This is a genomic window from Devosia sp., from assembly GCF_035944845.1.
In the GTDB taxonomy this organism is placed as follows: Bacteria; Pseudomonadota; Alphaproteobacteria; order Rhizobiales; family Devosiaceae; genus Devosia_A.
Map to the genome: position 1 here is coordinate 1 of NZ_DASZAW010000126.1, position 17,137 is coordinate 17,137.

Sequence of the window (17,137 nt, forward strand, 5' to 3'; positions counted from 1 at the left end):
GCCCTGCTCACGCAGAACCGCCTATGGGAGCCTACTCAGCCCAAAACAGCTTGACCGAGAACACAGATGCTCTCTTGCGAAAACTAAGGACTTAGCTTCGCTAAGCCCAAGTTTTCGCTTTCTCCCCCGCCAAGGGGGAGAGGCCCGACTGATACTGAGGCGCAAGTGGAAGGCACGGATCATCTCCCCCTTGGCGGGGGAGAAAGCAAAATCTTAGGTTTAGCCGTTTGGCTAAGCCTTAGATTTTGCAAGAGAGGGGGTCTTGGAGGGTGCGATGGCTCGGCCCTCACACCACCACGATGCCCGAATGCTTCGCCTTGTTCTCGGGCTCGACATGGATGGTGATCTGCGCCCGCTCCACCGCTTCGCGGAGCTTCGCTTCGATGCCGTCGCAGATGGCGTGCGCTGCTTCGACGCTCATCGTGCCGGGCACCACCAGGTGAAAATCGATGAAGGTCATCGCCCCCGCCTGCCGGGTGCGGATATCGTGCGCCTCGATCGCGCCATCGGCATTGGCCGAGATGATCTCGCGGATCTGGTTGAGGAGCCTGGGCTCCACGGCCACGTCCATCAGCCCGATGACGCTCTGCTTGATCAGTTCCCAGCCCGACCACAGGATTGCCACCCCGACCAGCGCCGCAAGGATGGCGTCGAGCTGCACGAAGCCGGTCGCCGCCGCCAGCAGCACGCCGATCAGCACGCCCAGCGTCGAGACCACATCGGTCCACAGGTGCCTGCCATCGGCGATCAGCGCCGGCGACTGCTCCTCGCGGCCACGCCGCGACAGCCACCAGGCCCAGCCGGCATTGATGCCCGTCGCCAGCACGCTCACGCTGAGGCCCAACGGATCGAGCTTGAACTCGCGCGGGTTGATGAAGCCATAATAGGCCTCGCGGAAAATCAGCAGCGCCGCCACCGCGATGAAGATGCCGATCACCACCGCGGAAAAATACTCGGCCTTGTAATAGCCATAAGGCAGGCTGGCATCGGCCGGACGCGCCGCGAGCCGCACCGCGATCAGCGCCACGATGGCGGTCACCACGTTGACCACGCTTTCGAGCGCATCGGAGAACAGCGCGATCGAGCCCGTCGCCCAGGCGGCATAGCCCTTCAGCGCCAGCACCAGCATGCCGATCGCGAGGCTGCCATAGGCGACGCGCACCGCCAGATTTGAATTGCCGCTTGCCATCAGCGGCCAATAGACGAGCCCTCGCACGCTGACAAGTCACTGAATTTGCATGTGATTTTGAGAAGCGTTCGCATCTGGGCAAGCGAGGGCAGGAAAAGTTGCAGACTTTTCCGTCCGACCCGAGCCACTGGGCAACGGGGAATCGTTTGACCCGCTACGGGCCCCTCACTACAACCCATTGATAGCGCAGCGTTCCTTGATGGACTGAAACTCACGCCTGGTGCGGTCGACCCAAATCGGGGACCAAATCCGGGGCTGCTGGTTGGTCGAAAAGCGAACTCTGCCTTTGTGCAAAACAGAGGCGAGATGAACAAATCCCTGATCCTGCCGGCGGACACCGCCGTAATGCTCTGCGGCCATGGCAGCCGTAACCAGCTCGCCGTCGGCGAGTTCGCGGTGCTGGCCGAGCGGCTGCGCGAGCGCCTTCCCGGCGTCCCGGTGGAGTATGGCTATCTCGAGTTCGCCAATCCGGTGATCCATCAGGGGCTCGACAAATTGCGGGCCGGTGGCGCCAAACGCGTCCTCGCTGTGCCGGGCATGCTGTTCGCTGCCGGCCACGCCAAGAACGACATTCCCTCCGTGCTCAACACCTATGCCGCCGGCAAGGATGTCGAGATCACCTATGGCCGCGAGCTTGGTGTCGACCTGAAGATGCTGCGCGCCGCCGGCGACCGTATCCAGCAGGCGATCGATGCCTCGCCCCACGAGGTGCCGCGCCACGAGACGCTGCTGGTGGTGGTCGGCCGCGGCGCCTCCGACCCCGATGCCAATTCCAATGTCGCCAAGGTGATGCGGCTGCTCTGGGAAGGCATGGGTTTTGGCTGGGGCGAGGTCGCCTATTCCGGCGTCACCTTTCCGCTGGTGGCCCCGGCGCTCGATCATGCGGTGAAGCTCGGCTACCGCCGCATCATCGTCTTCCCGTATTTCCTGTTCACCGGCGTGCTGGTCAAGCGCATCTACGATGCCGCCGACGAGGCGGCGGCCAGGTACCCTGACATCGAGTTCCTCAACGCCCCCTACCTCAACGACCATCCTTTGGTGGTCGAGACCTTCCTCGATCGCATCCAGGAAATGCTGGTCGGCCAGAACCTGATGAACTGCGCCATGTGCAAGTATCGCGAGCAGGTGCTGGGCTTCGAGGCTGAGGTCGGGTTGAAGCAGGAGAGCCACCACCATCACGTCGAAGGCATCGGCGGCGGGCTGGAAAACTGCCCCTGCAAGGGCGATTGCGATTCATCGTGCCGCGACGAGTCCTTCTGCCTGAAGCACAACCTGCCCTGGACGCCGCTCCATTCCCATGATCATGGGCACAGCCAAAGGCATGACCACGGTCACGAGCACGCTCATCCGCATACCCATCCGCACACTCACGCCCCGGCGGCGCGGCACGCGCTGGTCGCCAACCCGGCCTTCCCGGTGATCCGCCTCGGCGGCAGCCACGATCACGGCTACCCCGAGGATCACGGTCATCACCACGGCGACGGCGCGCACCACCATCACGATCACGCCGACCACCACCACCACCCCTATCCGCACGCCGATCACCCGCTCGGCCCGCTGACCCTCCCCAAGGTTCCGGGTCGCCTGGCGCGTGAGGACAGCGAGAGCTGATGCCGCTGTTCGATCGCTACATCGCGGTGGATTGGTCGGCGGCGAATACGCCGAAGCGCGGCAAGGATTCGATCTGGATCGGCGAACTCGGTCCCGAGGGCCGAGTGCCGAGCCTGAACCCGCCGACCCGCCACGCCGCGATGGCAGAGATCGCCACCCGCCTGCTGGCTGCCCGCCAGCGCGGCGAACGCATTATGCTCGGCTTCGACTTCGTCTTCGGCTATCCGCGTGGCGCCGCGACGGCTATCGCCGCTGCAACCCTCGATCTCGCCCACCCGCCAGCCGGCACCGTGCAGGGCAAACGGCCAACGGATGGTGCGGCGCGCGAAGAATCCCCCCCACCCTGTCCCTCCCCCGCAGGGGGGGAGGAGACCGGAACACTGGCGGCAGTGAGAGCGTCTCCCTCCCCCTTGCGGGGAGGGGACGGGGGTAGGGGTGCGTTTCCCGCGCCAGCCCGTCTACCGGGCGATCAGCCACCATGGCTGCAGCTCTGGTCAACGCTGGCCAGCACCGTCGTCGACAGCGCGGACAACCGCTCCAATCGCTTCCAGCTCGCCGAAGCGATCAACCATCGGCTTGCCGACGGTCCGCATTTCTGGGGCCACCCGCACCAGCACAGCTACGCCGCTTTGCGAGCCAAACGCCCGACCGCGGCTTACGCCAATCTCCCTGAGCGGCGGGTGGCAGAGCACTATGTTCGCAGCGCCCAGCCGGTGTGGAAACTGACCGGCGTCGGCTCGGTCGGCAGCCAGGCCATGCTTGGCATCGCGCGCCTCGCGGCCCTGCGTGCCGATCCGCGCCTTGCCGCCGACATCGCCGTCTGGCCCTTCGAAACGGCCTTCGCCGCCGACCTCAGCAGGCCTATCACCATCACCGAAATCTATCCCTCGTTGTTCCCGGTCAGCGTGGCCGACGGCCTGCCGCGTGACCGCGCCCAGGTCGAGGTCACCACCAGTCGTTTTGCCGAGCTCGACCGCGCCGGTCTGCTCGAAACCTTCCTAAGCCCGCCCGCCGGACTGACTGCCGACGAACGCGCCGTCCTCATTGCCGAGGAAGGCTGGATCGCCGGCGCCGGCCACCAGGCGCTGCTCGCCCGGTTGCAGAGCGCCCCATGAACTACCTCCGCGATCCCGCTGCCATCTACGCGCAGAGCTTCGCCACCATCGAAGCCGAAGCCGACCTGTCGGCGCTCGCGCCCGAGCTCCGCGCCGCCGCCATCCGCATGATCCACGCCTGTGGCATGGTCGATCTCGCAGCCGACATCGTCGGCGATCCCGTCGTGGTCGCGGCTTCTCAGGATGCGCTGCGCGCCGGCGCCCCGGTCCTCTGCGATTGCGAAATGGTCCGCTCGGGCATCATCCGCCGGCACCTCCCTGAAGCCACCGAGCTCATCCTCACGCTCAACGATCCCACGGTCGCCGCGCTCGCCAGCTCCCTCGGCACCACCCGCTCCGCCGCCGCCGTCGAACTCTGGCGCCCCCATCTTGCCGGCGCGGTCGTGCTCATCGGCAACGCCCCGACGGCATTGTTTCACCTCATCGAGACGATCGGGGCCGGCGGGCCACGCCCGGCGGCGATTATCGCTGCGCCGGTCGGTTTCGTGGGGGCGGCCGAGAGCAAGGCCTTGCTCGCGTCCAACCGGCTTTCTATGCCATTCCTCACGGTGCGCGGGCGCCGCGGTGGTTCGGCCATTGCCAGCGCCGCCTTCAACGCCATTTCGAAAGACCTCGCATGACCGCCTGGCTGCACATCGTCGGGGTAGGTGAGCGGGGGCCGAGCGAGCTGCCGGCCTCCTACAAGCTGCTGCTCAGCTACGCCGACACCGTCATCGGACCGGCCCGCCTGCTTGCCGATCTCGAGCCGGTGACCCGGCCCAGTGCCAGCGCCGACCTCTTCAACCCCGAATTCGTCACCAAGCGCAGCTTCGAGGCCGTCGCCCGCGCCCTCGCCGGCGAGGAGCCCGACCATTCGCCCGCCGCAACCTATGCCGATGGCCGCACCCTGATCGAATGGGAGCCCCCGCTCGAAAGCATGATCGAGCAGGTGATGGCGCTGCGCGAGACCCCCACGGTTATTCTCGCCTCGGGCGATCCGATGTGGTTCGGCATCGGCGCCACGCTGACCCGCTACCTGCTGCCCTCCGAGTTCGTCATCCACGCCCACCCCTCGGCCTTCCAGCTCGCCGCGGCGCGGCTGCACTGGCCGCTGCAATCGGTGGCGACTGTTTCGCTGCACGGCCGTGCGGTGGAGACGCTCCATCCGCATCTGCTGCCCGGCAACCGCATCCTGGCGCTGACCGCCGATCACACCACTGTCGACCTTGCCATCGAACTGCTGGTCGATCGCGGCTACGGCCGCAGCCTCGTCACCACCCTCGAAAATCTCGGCGGCCCCGAAGAAAAGATCACCTCCGACGAGGCCGAAAGCTTCAACAGCCGCGAGGTCGAGGATTTCTACGTTCTCGCCATCGACTGCGTCCCCGATTTCACCGCGCCGTTGCTGCCGCCGACCCCCGGCCTGCCCGACGAGGTGTTCGTCACCGATGGCCAGTTGACCAAGCGCGAAGTGCGCGCCGCAACACTGGCCAAGCTCGCCCCGTTCCCTGGCGCGCTGCTCTGGGATGTCGGCGCCGGCTCGGGCTCGATCGCCATCGAGTGGATGCGCGCTGCTCGCGACGCCAAGGCCATCGCCTTCGAGCGCGAGGGTGAGCGCTTGCAGATGATCGCCCTCAACGCCGCGGCGCTCGGCGTGCCCAACCTCGAAATCGCCAGCGGCGAGGCTCCGGGGACCTTTGGCCGTAGGCCTCCGCCCGACGCCATCTTCATGGGCGGTGATGTCGGCAATGACGATCTGTTCGATGCCTGCTGGAGCGCCCTCAAACCCGGCGGACGGCTGGTCGCCAATGCTGTCACCCTCGATGCCGAACACGCGCTCTATTCGCGCCACCTGCAACTGGGCGGCGAGCTGAGCCGCATCGAGATCTCCGTGCTCGATCGCGTCGGTGGCCATCGCGCCTTCAAGCCGCGCATGGCGGTGACGCAATGGCTGGTCACCAAGGCAATGCATGGCCTCGTGGTGACGCCGTGACCGGCATTCTGTACCTCGTGGGCGTCGGCCCGGGTGATCCCGAGCTGCTGACCTTGAAGGCCGCCCGCCTGCTCGGCGCCATCCCCGTCATTGCCTATCCCACCACCGGCGAGGACGCGGCCCTGGCGCTCGAGATCGCCACCCCGCACCTCAATGCCGCGGCCGAACGGCTGCCGATCGCCATCCCGATGGCGGTGGAGCGCGGCCCCGCCCAGGCGGCCTATGACGGCGCCGCCGCAGCCATCCTCGTCCATCTCCGCGCCGGCCGCGATGTCGCCTGGCTTTGTGAAGGCGACCCGCTGTTCTATGGCTCTGCCATGTACCTGGTGGCCCGGGTCGGCCCGCATGCCCCGGTCGAGATCGTCCCCGGCATCACTTCGTTGACCGCCGCCGCTGCCGTCGCAGGCCGCCCACTGGCAGCGCGCAACGAAATGCTCAAGGTGCTGCCGGCGCCGCTCGACGACGCCACGCTCCGCACCGAGCTCTCCGCCACCCCGGTCGCCGCCATCATCAAGGTCGGCCGCCACTTCGATCGGATCCGCACCCTGCTCGCCGAGACCGGCCATGCCGAGGGCGCCGTGGTGGTCGAGCATGCGACCACCACGCGCCAGCGCATCACCCGCCTCGCCGATTTCGCCCATGAGGAGCGACCGTACTTTTCCACTATCCTCTGCTATCGCGGCACCGAGGCCTGGGGCGTAACCGCCGGAGCCGGCCGATGACCACCCCCGCCATCATCATCTTTGCCGATACCGGCCTCGATACCGCCACCCGTATTGCCGAGGCGACCGGTGGCGAGATCTACACCTGCGGGCAGGGCGGCGCCGATGCGCTCAAGCTCCTGCCCCGCCTGTTCTCCGAGGGGCGCCCGATCATCGGCGTCTGCGCCGCCGGCATCCTGATCCGCCTCCTCGCCTCCAGCCTCGAGAACAAGCAGAAGGAGCCGCCGGTACTCGCCGTATCGCTCGGCGGCGCCAGCATCGTGCCGCTGCTCGGCGGCCATCGCGGCGCCAACTGGCTGGCGCGCGAACTGGCCGATGAACTGGGCGGCCACCCCGCCATCACCACGGCGTCCGACAGCAAGTTCCTCCATAGCCTCGATGAGCCGCCACAGGGCTGGGTGCTCGGCACCCCGCAGGATGCCAAACCCGCCATGATGGCGCTGCTGCTGGGCGCCAAGCTGCAGATCGAAGGCGAAGCGCCGTTCCTCGCCGAGGCCGGCTACCCGGTCTCTTCGATGGGGGCGGTCAAGGTGCTGGTCACCGAACAGAAGCTCCGGATCGAGCGCGGCGTTGTCTATCACCCCAAGACCTTGGTGGCCGGTGTCGGCTGCGAGCGTGGCGCCGAGGCCGAGGAAGTCATCGGCCTCATCGACTTTGCGCTTCGCCAGCAGAACCTCGCGCCCGAAAGTCTCGTCGCCATCGCTTCGATCGACATCAAGGCGGACGAGCCGGCTTTGCTCGAGGCGGCCCGGCATTTCAAGGTGCCGTTGCGCCTGTTCTCGTCGGCCGAGTTGCTGCAGGAGCGCTACCGCCTCAAATCCCCATCCGACTACGTCGAAGAGACCGTCGGCACCCCGAGCGTCGCCGAAGCCGCCGCGCTCAAGGCCGGCGCGCTGGTCGTCGACAAGCTCAAGTCCGACCGCGCCACCTGCGCCATCGGCAAGGCGCTGCGCCCGATCGACCCCGCAACCTTCGGTCGCCGCCCCGGCGTGCTGCACCTCGTCGGCATCGGCCCGGGCGAAGCCGTTTCGCGCACTGCCGCAGCCGTCAATGCGCTCGAACAGAGCACTGACTGGGTCGGCTACGAGCTCTATCTCGATCTCGTCGCCGACCTCCGCCGCGGCCAGGACGAGCATCGCTATGGCCTGGGCGAGGAGGAGAGCCGCGTCCGCCATGCCCTCGAGCTCGCCGCCGAGGGCAAGGTGGTGTCGCTGGTCTGCTCGGGCGACGCCCAGATCTACGCCATGGCGGCGCTCGCCTACGAACTGCTCGATGCCACTGGCGCACGCGCTGTCTCCGAGGTGGCGCGGCGCGTCAACCTCGAGACCCATCCCGGCATCTCCGCCTTCCAGGCCGCGTCGGCCGCCGCCGGGGCGCTGATCGGACACGATTTCTGCTGCATCTCGCTCTCCGACCTCCTGACCCCGCGCGAGGATATCCTGAAGCGGCTCGACGGCGCCGCTCGCGCCGATTTCGTTACCGCGCTCTACAACCCGCGCTCACAGCGCCGCACCGACCTGATCGAGGAAGCCAAGCACATCTTCCTCGGCCATCGACCGCCCTCGACGCCGGTGATCATCGGCTCCAACCTCGGTCGCCCGACCGAGAGAGTCCGCGTCGTCCGGCTGGCCGATTTCGATCCGACCGAAATCGATATGCTGACCATCGTGATGATCGGCTCCAGTACCTCCCGCACCTTCCAGCGTGGCGCCGGCACCGTCGCCTACACCCCGCGCGGCTATGCGGCCAAGGGGGCGCAGGATGCTCCCTAAACAAGGCCCCCTCACCCGGCCTGCGGCCGACCTCTCCCCCCAGGGAGAGGTGAGCTGGGGCACGATCCAACCTCCTCGCCACCTCTCCCTTTGGGGGAGAGGTCGCCGCGCAGCGGCGGGTGAGGGGGCCTTCTTCAACTCTGGAAAAAGATGACCGTCTATTTCATCGGCGCCGGCCCCGGCGCGCCTGATCTCATCACGCTGCGCGGCCAGCGGCTCATCGAGCGTTGCGAAGTCTGCCTCTATGCCGGCTCGCTGGTACCCGCCGAGATCGTTGCCGCCGCCCCCGAAGGTGCGCTGGTCCGCGACACCGCGCCGATGCATCTCGACGAGATCATTGACGAAATCATCAAAGCCAATGATGCCGGCAAGGATGTATCGCGTGTCCATTCCGGCGATCCCTCGATCTATGGCGCGGTCGCAGAGCAGATGCGTCGGCTCGACGCACTCGACATCCCCTACGAGGTGGTCCCTGGCGTTCCCGCCTTCGCCGGCGCCGCCGCCCGCATCGCCGCCGAACTGACCTTGCCGGAGATTTCGCAGACCATCATTCTCACCCGCACTTCGGGCAAGGCCTCGGCCATGCCGGAATCGGAAAGCCTCGAGATCCTGGGACAGAGCAAGGCGACCCTTTGCATCCACCTGTCGATCCGCAACTTGGGCTATGTCGAAACGGCGCTCACCCCCAATTACGGCGCCGACTGTCCGGTGGTCATCATCTACCGCGCCACCTGGCCGGACGAAGAGGTGATCTTCACCACCCTCTCTCAGATGAAAGCCCGGGTGCGCGAAGAAAAGATCACCCGCACGGCGCTCATTCTCGTCGGCCGCGTTCTCGGCGAAACGCGCTTCCGCGAGTCGAAACTCTATGACGAGAGTTTTGCGCATGTGCTGCGCAACGCGGGCAAGAAAAAGCTGAGGGCTGGGGGATGATGGCGAGGTCGGTGCTCGCCGACCCCCACCCCTGTCCCCTCCCCGCAAAGGGGAGGGAGACGCCAACACCACGATCGGTGAGGAACGAAGACTTGCGAGCGCACGTCACCTCGCCCCTTGCGGGGGAGGAACAGGGTGGGGGGTACACTTCCCGCACCAGCCTCTCAGCGAGCTCACACCAGCTTCAGCGCTGCAATGGCCTGACCCACCGTCGGCACCTCGTGCGCTGGTGGCAACGGTGGCCGGGCGATCATGAACACCGGCAGCCGCAATCGCAAAGCTGCCTGCAGTTTAGCCTCGGTCTGCGCTCCGCCGGAGTTCTTGCAGATCAGGTGGGTGATCCCCTGCTCCTGCATCATCTGGAACTCGCCATTAAAGAAGAATGGCGGTCGCGCGAGGAGCGACGTGGCGTTGACCGGCAGTTCCTTTTCCGGCGGCTCGATCGAGCGCACCACGAAGCTGCAATCGGTGCGCTTGAGGTAGGTATCGAGCTGCGTGTGTCCCACCGTCAGCAGGGCCCGCGCCCCCTTGGGAAGGCTTGCTGCCGCTTCCTCAGCGTTCGCCACATGCTTCCAGAACGCATATTGCGGCTCGCTCCAGGCCGGCCGGGTCAGCCGCACCAGCCGCAGCCCCGCCAGTTCCGCGGCCCGCACGGCGTTGCGCTTGATCTCCTCGGCATAGGGGTGCGTCGCGTCCACCATCCGGTCGAAACGCTCGGTGATGATGTAGTTGCCCATCCCGTCGCCACCGCCGAAGCCGCCAATGCGCACCTCGCCCGCCGGCAGCATCGGCTCGCTGGTCCGGCCGGCCAGCGACGTGGTCACGGCATGGCCCATTTTGGTCAGTTGCGCGGCAAGTTGCCGAGCCTCTTCGGTCCCGCCGAGGATCAGGATCTTCATCTATTCGCTTTCCCCAAGTCCGGCGCCCGGCTATGCCGACGCGGCGCCACCAGTACCCCCCGGTCTGGTTGCGATAATTCTATCTTAACCGCTAGTCCCAAGATTTTGCAGCATAATCTTCAGGTGGCCGGATGAATGGCCTGGTTGTTGCCGCTCCCCGCTCCGGTTCGGGCAAGACGACGCTTACCCTCGGACTGCTGGCGGCGCTAAACCGGCGCGGCTTGAGCGTCGCGCCGGCCAAGACCGGCCCCGACTATATCGACACCACCATCCTCGCCCGCGCCGCCGGTCGCCCTGCCATCAACCTCGATCCCTGGGCGATGTCGCCAAGCCGCCTGCATGATCTTGCGGTGAGCCACGCCGCGGCGACCGACCTGCTCCTCGTCGAAGGCGTCATGGGCCTGTTCGATGGCGCCGCCGACGGCCGCGGCTCCACCGCCGATCTCGCGGCGACGCTCGGCCTGCCGGTGATCCTGGTGCTCGATGCCGAACGGCAATCGCAGTCGATCGCTGCCCTCGCCCACGGCTTTGCCACCTGGCGGCCCGAGGTTAAAGTCGCCGGCCTGATCGTCAACCGCGCCGCCTCCACCCGGCACGAACTGATGCTCCGGGCCGCGCTGAGCGCCGTCGATATCCCGCTGCTTGGCGTCATCCCCAAACGTGAAGCCCTTGCACTCCCCGACCGTCACCTCGGCCTCGTCCTCCCCGGCGAGATCGCCGGTTTCGATACGGTGGTGGCCACCGCCGCCGAAGCGATGGAGGATTATGTCGACCTGAATCGGTTGTTGTCCCTGTCGTCCTCGCTGACGCCGGCGGGCACCTCCCCCCTTGTGGGAGCGGTTGGGAAGGGGATAGCACCGCGCGCCGGCCTTCCTCCCCTCGGCCAGCACATCGCCATCGCCCGCGACGATGCCTTCGCCTTCCTCTACCCACATTGGCTCGCCGACTGGCGCGAGGCGGGCGCCAGCCTCAGCTTCTTCTCGCCGCTCGCCGATGAGGCCCCGGACCCAGCCGCCGATGCCGTCTTCCTCCCCGGCGGCTACCCCGAACTGCACGCTGCGCGGCTGGCCGCCGCCGAAAACTTCATGCGCGGCCTGCGGGCGAGCGCCGAACGCTCGGCGCTGATCTACGGCGAGTGCGGGGGCTTCATGGTGCTGGGCGCCAGCCTCACCGACAAAGTCGGTGCGACCTATCCGATGTCCGGGCTATTGCCGCACGAGACCCGCATCGACCGCCCCAAGCGGGTTCTCGGCTACCGCCGCCTCGTGCACCAGAGCCCGCTGCCGTTCCCGCAGCACCTCGCCGGTCACGAGTTCCACTACTCATCGGCCCGCAAGACCCATGGCACGCCATTGTTCAGCGCCACCGATGCGCTGGGCGAGGCGCTGCCGCCGATGGGTTTGGTGCAGGGGCGGGTGCTGGGGTCGTATGCGCATGTCATTGACGTGGCGTCTCGGCCCTAGATCAGGCGCTGGTGCAGGCTGACCCCCACCCCTGTCCCCTCCCCCTAAGAAAGGGGAGGGAGACCAAAACACCGACATCAAGGTATGCGTCTCCCTCCCCATGTTTAGGGGGAGGGGACAGGGGTGGGGGTCGACAACCACCGGCGGCTAGGTGGGCTACTCAGGCTTCCGGATCATGTACGTGTCCATGATCCAGCCGTTCCGCGCCTGCGCCTCGCGGCGCTTCACATCGATCTCGTCCATGACCTCGGACACTTGGCCGGCAACGAGAATCTCGTCTGCTGTCCCAAGATAGGCGCCCCAGAAGATCTCCGTCTGGTCTGCTGCAAACCGCCGGAACACCTGGTGGTTGTCGAGCATCACCACGGCGCTGCTCAGCCCGTCCGCCTCGCCTTCGCCCACCCGACGCCCGGTGGTGATGGTTACCGCCTCGCCGACCCGGTTGAGCGTCACCTGGTGCTGCGCTGCCAGTGCCTGCGGCGCCGAGATGCCGGGAATGACTTCAATGGCGATTTCCCACCCCGCTGCCTGCATGTCCTTGAGGATACGCAGCGTTCCGTCATAGAGCGCCGGATCGCCCCAGACGAGGAACGCCCCGACACCATCCTCGGACAACTCCGCGAACATCCGCCGATAAGCCACTTCCAGCTTGTCGCGCCATTCCTTGACGCTGTCGCGGTAGTCCGGCGTCTCGGCCTTCCGCCGGGACGGGATGGCGAACTCCACCAGCCGGTAGCGCGGCCCGGTGACGAATTGCTCGAGCATCGCCAGCCGGATGGCATTGAGCCCGGCCTTCTCCTCGCCCTTGTCGGGCATGAAGAACACCTGGGCGCGGTTCATCGCCTTGACCGCCTGGAGCGTCAGGTAGTCCGGGTTGCCGGCGCCGATGCCGATGACGAGGATGGTGCGCATCCATCCTCCCTATCGGATCATGGCGTCAGCGGCTAGAACGGCGGGCATGGCGAAATCCCTCATGTTCATGGGCACCGGGTCCGATGTCGGCAAGTCGCTGCTGGTCGCCGGGCTTTGCCGCGCCTATGCCAATCGCGGGTTGCGGGTGGCGCCGTTCAAGCCGCAGAACATGTCCAACAACGCCGCCGTCACCGCCGATGGCGGAGAGATCGGCCGCGCCCAGGCGCTGCAGGCCCGCGCCGCCCGCCGCGACCCCGTCACCGCCATGAATCCGGTGCTGCTGAAGCCAGAGGGTGAGACCGGCTCGCAACTGGTGCTGCGCGGCCAGCGCGTCGGCAGCTTTGCGGCGCGCGAGTACTGGAAGAAGCGCGGTGAGTTGCTGCCGCAGGTGCTGGCTGCCCATGCCGAACTTGCGGTTGGCGCCGACCTGATCCTCGTCGAGGGCGCCGGCAGCGCTTCCGAGGTCAACCTCCGCGGCAACGACATCGCCAATTTCGGCTTCGCCCGCGCCGCCGATCTCCCGGTAATCCTTGCCGGCGATATCCAGCGCGGCGGTGTCATCGCCGCATTGGTCGGCACCTTCGCGGTCATCGACCCTGCTGATGCCGCGCTGATCGCCGCCACGCTGGTGAACAAGTTCCAGGGCGATCCGAGCCTGTTCGAGGATGGCCGCCATTTCATTGCCGAACGCACCGGCGTCCCCTGTCTCGGTCCGGTCCCCTGGTTCACCGACGCGCGAAACCTTCCGGCCGAGGATGCACTGGCGCTCGAGGAACAGCAGACGCCGAGGCGGGGCGCCTATCGCATCGTGGTGCCGCGGCTGCCGCGCATTTCCAACTTCGACGACCTCGATCCGCTGCGCCTCGAGCCCGGTGTCAGCCTCGAGATCGTCCAGCCTGGCCGCCCGTTGCCCTATGGCGAGCTGATCATCCTCCCCGGCTCCAAGGCCACCCGCAACGACCTCGCGGCTTTGCGCGAGTATGGCTGGGACATCGATATCCTCGCCCATCACCGCGCTGGCGCCCGCGTGCTCGGGCTGTGCGGCGGCTTCCAGATGCTGGGCCACACCGTGTTCGACCCGTTGGGCCTCGAAGGCGTCGTCGGTACCTCGGCCGGCCTTAACCTCCTCGACGTCGACACCGTCCTCGGCCCGACCAAGGAGCTCAGGGTCGAGCAGGCGACGTTCGCCCTGACCGGTGACCCGCTGGTCGGCTATCACATGCACATGGGCGTCACCCGCGGCCGCGGCCTCGAGCGCCCCTTCGCCCGCATCGGCGATGCCGCCGATGGCGCGGTGAGCGCCGACGGCACGGTGATGGGGACGTATCTCCACGGCCTGTTCGCCGCCGACAGCTTCCGCCGCAATTTCCTTGGTTCGGCGGCTGCGACATCGAGCCTGGCCTATCAGACGACGATCGACGCGACGCTCGATGCACTGGCGGCGCATCTCGAACGGCACCTCGATCTCGATGCTCTGCTGGAGTTGGCCCGATGAGCGACAGCCGCAGTCGGGCTCCCTCTCCCGCTTGCGGGGGAGGGGGGACCAGCCGAAAGGCTGGTGGGAGGGGGGAGCGGCATACACCGGCCTTGCCTCATCCGCCCACGATCACCGCGTGGGGCACCCCCCTCCCACCACGCTTTCGCGTGGTTCCCCCTCCCCCGCAAGCGGGAGAGGGCATCCCGACTGCGGGCGTCGGTGGGTTGCCCTGATGTACGCCCTGCTTGCACCGCTGGCTCTACTGTTCGAGCGCCTCGTCGGCTACCCCAACAGTCTTGTTGCCCGCATCGGCCACCCGGTGATGTGGATCGGCAAGCTGATCTCGTTGCTCGACCTGCGACTGAACCGCGACGTCAATCGCCGCGCCAAGGGCGTGCTGGCGCTTATCATCCTGCTCGCCGCCACCGGCCTCGTCACCGTGGCCATCGCCTGGCTCTGCCACCTCATCCCCTATGGCTTTATCCTCGAAGCGATACTCGCCTCCGCCTTCCTGGCGCAGAAGGCGCTCGGCGACGCGGTGCGCTTCGTTGCTGCTGCGCTCCGCCGCAGCCTGCCCGAGGGTCGCACCGCGGTGAGCCACATCGTCGGCCGCGATCCGCAAGCCCTCGACGAACCCGGTGTGGCCCGCGCCGCCATCGAGTCGCTGGCCGAATCCACCTCCGATGCCGTGGTCGCGCCGCTGTTCTGGCTGTTGCTGCTCGGGCTCCCGGGCATCGCGCTCTATAAGGCCGTGAACACCGCGGATTCGATGATCGGCCACAAGACCGAGCGGCATCTCGAATTCGGCTGGGCCAGCGCCCGCTTCGATGACCTCGTAAACCTGATCCCCGCGCGCCTCACTGCGCTGCTGATCGCCGGCGGCGCCTTCTTCCTCAAGGGCGCGCAGCCGGAGGCAGCCTGGTCTACCGCGTTGCGCGATGCGCACAAGCATGAGAGCCCAAATGCCGGCTGGCCCGAAGCCGCCATGGCCGGCGCGCTCGGCTTCCGCCTCGGCGGCCCGCGCAGCTATGACGGGGAGGTGGTGGAGCTGCCGAGCTTCGGCGACGGACGGGCCGAGCTCGGCGCCGGCGACATCGATCTGTCGCTGAAGCTCTATTCGGTGACGCTGAACCTGACGCTGGCGGTGACGATGCTGGTGGCGCTGGTGATTTGGCGACTATCTAGCTGAGAGAGACGGCAGTAGGCAGTAGACAGCGAGCCGGCAGTGCGGGAGTTTCTATGACTGCCGACTGCCGACTGCCGACTGCCGACTGCCGACTGCCGACTGCCGACTGCCGACTGCCGACTGCCGACTGCCGACTGCCGACTGCCGACTGCCGACTGCCGCACCCCTCAAGCCTCATGCACCCGCCGCTGGATCACCTCAGCTTCCGGCGCCGACCCTTTGAGCACCATCGGCAACCCTGCCACCACGAAATAGGCGTCGTCGCAGATCTCGGCGATCCGCTGGTGCGCCGAGCCGGCGAGATCGCGGAACATGCGCGCCATGGCGTTGTCGGGGACGATCCCGAGCCCAACTTCGTTCGAGACGAGGATCACCCGGGCCGCGGTCGTCGTCGTGAGCGTTGCCAGCAGTTCATCCACCGCCGCTGCTACGTTCTCGTTGGCGACGATCAGGTTGGTGATCCACAGTGTCAGGCAGTCGACCAGGATCGCGTCATGCGATTTGGCCGCTTGCACGATAGCGGCGCTGAGCCGGATCGGCTCCTCGATGGTGGCGAAAACCTGCGCCCGCTGCTGCTTGTGGCTCGCCACCCGGTCGCGCATTTCCGCATCCAGCGCCTGCGCCGTAGCGAGGTAGGCGGGCCGCGTTCCCGCTCGCATCGTCAGCCGCTCGGCAAAGCCGGTCTTGCCCGAGCGCGCCCCGCCCAGCACCAGAACATGACCCATTTGCTGCCTCCTCGCCGTCCTTCTCTGCCCTGGAGCAATGCGCTCTGGGGCGCTTCGATCCCACGGTGCTGGACTTTGTCCGCATGTGAGCCATGCGGCAAGCGACCTTTCCAGCCGCTTTCCTTTGCTTATTCTACTTTCGTCTAGAAACCTTTGGCATTAAGGTCCGCGCCGGACTCGGGGGGCTCCTGGGTCGGCAAGCCACTAGTTGTCGCGAAGGAGTGCGCGTTCGGTGCCTAGGTACTATCTCGGGGTGGATGGTGGCGGCACCAACTGCCGCATCCGCCTCGCCAACGAGAACCTCGAAACCCTGGCCGACGCTGCCGGTGGTCGCTCGAACCTGCAGATCGAAGCCGGCGAGCCGGCGTTCCGCTCCATTACCGAGGGCACCAAAGAGGTGTTCCGGAAGGCGGGCATCGATATCGCCGAGGCCGCCAACACCTATGCCTGCTTCGGCATGGCCGGCGGTCGCCTGCCTTCGGCGCGCGACGCCTTCGAGCAGCGCCCCTGGCCCTTCGCCAAGGTCCGCGTCTACGACGACATCGATATCGCCCGCGCCGGCGCCCACGGTGGCGAAGATGGCGCGGTGATCATTGTCGGTACTGGCTCGGCCGCCTTGGCCATGGTCAACGGCCAGCGCCACCAGTGTGGCGGCTGGGGCTTCCAGATCGGCGACCAGATGAGTGGCGCCATCCTCGGCCGCGAACTGGTGCGCCGCTCGGTCGAAGCTGCGGATGGCTTGTTGTCCGCGTCGCCGCTTACCCAGGCGGTGATCGACAAGCTCGGCGGCTCGGTCGATGCGGTGATGGATTGGTCCTTCCCGCAAGACCCGCGCGGGCCGATGCCGGCCGGCAACGGCGCCCCGTCGACCCTGCTCGGCCGCGCTCCCGCCGAATTCGGCGCGCTGATCCCGCTGTTCTTCGACTATTACGAGCAGGGCGATCCGGTGGCCAGGGAGCTGATGGAGCTCGAGTTGAGCTACATCGATACCTATGTGCGCTGGTTCAAGGCGCGCGGCGTGACCCGCATGGCCGCCGTCGGCGGCTTCGGCACCCGCCTCTATCCGCTGATGATCGAGCGCCACGGCGACTTCATCGTCCGCCCCGTCGACGAGCCGCTGCACGGCGCCGTCATCCTTGCCAAGCAGAACTTCGCCTGAGC

At 67.1% G+C, this 17,137-nt stretch carries 15 protein-coding genes; 11 read left to right on the forward strand and 4 right to left on the reverse strand.

The features are described from left to right. Positions 1 to 286: 286 nt before the first annotated feature. Positions 287 to 1,189 carry a cation diffusion facilitator family transporter gene (locus VGV07_RS24895; RefSeq protein ID WP_326871463.1) on the reverse strand — a complete coding sequence of 301 codons (903 nt, stop codon included), beginning with the start codon at positions 1,187 to 1,189 and terminating at the stop codon, positions 287 to 289. 306 nt (positions 1,190 to 1,495) lie between these two features. Between VGV07_RS24895 and VGV07_RS24900 the strand changes: the two genes are divergently transcribed. From VGV07_RS24900 to cobM, 7 genes are all read left to right on the forward strand, one after another. Then, positions 1,496 to 2,800, forward strand: a complete 1,305-nt coding sequence (locus VGV07_RS24900) for a sirohydrochlorin chelatase (RefSeq protein ID WP_326871427.1) — start codon at positions 1,496 to 1,498, stop codon at positions 2,798 to 2,800. Then, entirely contained in the window at positions 2,800 to 3,915 is a 1,116-nt protein-coding gene (locus VGV07_RS24905) for a hypothetical protein (RefSeq protein WP_326871428.1), read from the forward strand. The genes VGV07_RS24900 and VGV07_RS24905 overlap by 1 nt, the downstream gene beginning before the upstream one ends. Beyond that, on the forward strand, positions 3,912 to 4,535 hold the full coding sequence (locus VGV07_RS24910) for a precorrin-8X methylmutase (protein WP_326871429.1): 624 nt from the start codon (positions 3,912 to 3,914) through the stop codon (positions 4,533 to 4,535). The genes VGV07_RS24905 and VGV07_RS24910 overlap by 4 nt, the downstream gene beginning before the upstream one ends. Further along, positions 4,532 to 5,887 carry a precorrin-6y C5,15-methyltransferase (decarboxylating) subunit CbiE gene (gene cbiE, locus VGV07_RS24915; protein ID WP_326871430.1) on the forward strand — a complete coding sequence of 452 codons (1,356 nt, stop codon included), beginning with the start codon at positions 4,532 to 4,534 and terminating at the stop codon, positions 5,885 to 5,887. The genes VGV07_RS24910 and cbiE overlap by 4 nt, the downstream gene beginning before the upstream one ends. Further along, a complete protein-coding gene (gene cobI / locus VGV07_RS24920; protein ID WP_326871431.1) occupies positions 5,884 to 6,609 on the forward strand; it encodes a precorrin-2 C(20)-methyltransferase in 726 nt (241 codons plus the stop codon). The genes cbiE and cobI overlap by 4 nt, the downstream gene beginning before the upstream one ends. Next, on the forward strand, positions 6,606 to 8,381 hold the full coding sequence (gene cobJ / locus VGV07_RS24925; RefSeq protein WP_326871432.1) for a precorrin-3B C(17)-methyltransferase: 1,776 nt from the start codon (positions 6,606 to 6,608) through the stop codon (positions 8,379 to 8,381). The genes cobI and cobJ overlap by 4 nt, the downstream gene beginning before the upstream one ends. Positions 8,382 to 8,531: 150 nt before the next feature. Next, on the forward strand, positions 8,532 to 9,314 hold the full coding sequence (gene cobM, locus VGV07_RS24930) for a precorrin-4 C(11)-methyltransferase (RefSeq protein WP_326871433.1): 783 nt from the start codon (positions 8,532 to 8,534) through the stop codon (positions 9,312 to 9,314). 173 nt (positions 9,315 to 9,487) lie between these two features. On the opposite strand, the gene VGV07_RS24935 is transcribed toward cobM, so the two are convergent. Beyond that, positions 9,488 to 10,213 carry a cobalt-precorrin-6A reductase gene (locus VGV07_RS24935; RefSeq protein WP_326871434.1) on the reverse strand — a complete coding sequence of 242 codons (726 nt, stop codon included), beginning with the start codon at positions 10,211 to 10,213 and terminating at the stop codon, positions 9,488 to 9,490. A gap of 131 nt (positions 10,214 to 10,344) precedes the next feature. On the opposite strand from VGV07_RS24935, the gene VGV07_RS24940 reads away from it, so the two are divergent. Next, positions 10,345 to 11,676 carry a cobyrinate a,c-diamide synthase gene (locus VGV07_RS24940; RefSeq protein ID WP_326871435.1) on the forward strand — a complete coding sequence of 444 codons (1,332 nt, stop codon included), beginning with the start codon at positions 10,345 to 10,347 and terminating at the stop codon, positions 11,674 to 11,676. Between the two features lie 156 nt (positions 11,677 to 11,832). Here the strand turns inward: VGV07_RS24940 and cobF are convergent, their stop codons facing one another. After that, positions 11,833 to 12,588, reverse strand: coding sequence for a precorrin-6A synthase (deacetylating) (gene cobF, locus VGV07_RS24945; RefSeq protein WP_326871436.1), 756 nt, complete (start codon positions 12,586 to 12,588; stop codon positions 11,833 to 11,835). A 46-nt stretch (positions 12,589 to 12,634) separates the two neighbouring features. Here cobF and VGV07_RS24950 point away from each other — a divergent pair, with 46 nt between their 5' ends. Further along, the gene (locus VGV07_RS24950; RefSeq protein WP_326871437.1) at positions 12,635 to 14,083 is read left to right on the forward strand and encodes a cobyric acid synthase; all 1,449 of its coding nucleotides are present in this window, start codon (positions 12,635 to 12,637) and stop codon (positions 14,081 to 14,083) included. A 214-nt stretch (positions 14,084 to 14,297) separates the two neighbouring features. After that, positions 14,298 to 15,254 carry an adenosylcobinamide-phosphate synthase CbiB gene (cbiB, locus tag VGV07_RS24955; RefSeq protein WP_326871438.1) on the forward strand — a complete coding sequence of 319 codons (957 nt, stop codon included), beginning with the start codon at positions 14,298 to 14,300 and terminating at the stop codon, positions 15,252 to 15,254. 164 nt (positions 15,255 to 15,418) lie between these two features. Here the strand turns inward: cbiB and cobU are convergent, their stop codons facing one another. Further along, on the reverse strand, positions 15,419 to 15,976 hold the full coding sequence (gene cobU / locus VGV07_RS24960; RefSeq protein ID WP_326871439.1) for a bifunctional adenosylcobinamide kinase/adenosylcobinamide-phosphate guanylyltransferase: 558 nt from the start codon (positions 15,974 to 15,976) through the stop codon (positions 15,419 to 15,421). 232 nt (positions 15,977 to 16,208) lie between these two features. Here cobU and VGV07_RS24965 point away from each other — a divergent pair, with 232 nt between their 5' ends. Continuing rightward, complete coding sequence (locus tag VGV07_RS24965; RefSeq protein ID WP_326871440.1) at positions 16,209 to 17,135, forward strand: BadF/BadG/BcrA/BcrD ATPase family protein; 927 nt, start codon at positions 16,209 to 16,211, stop codon at positions 17,133 to 17,135. Positions 17,136 to 17,137: the final 2 nt, after the last annotated feature.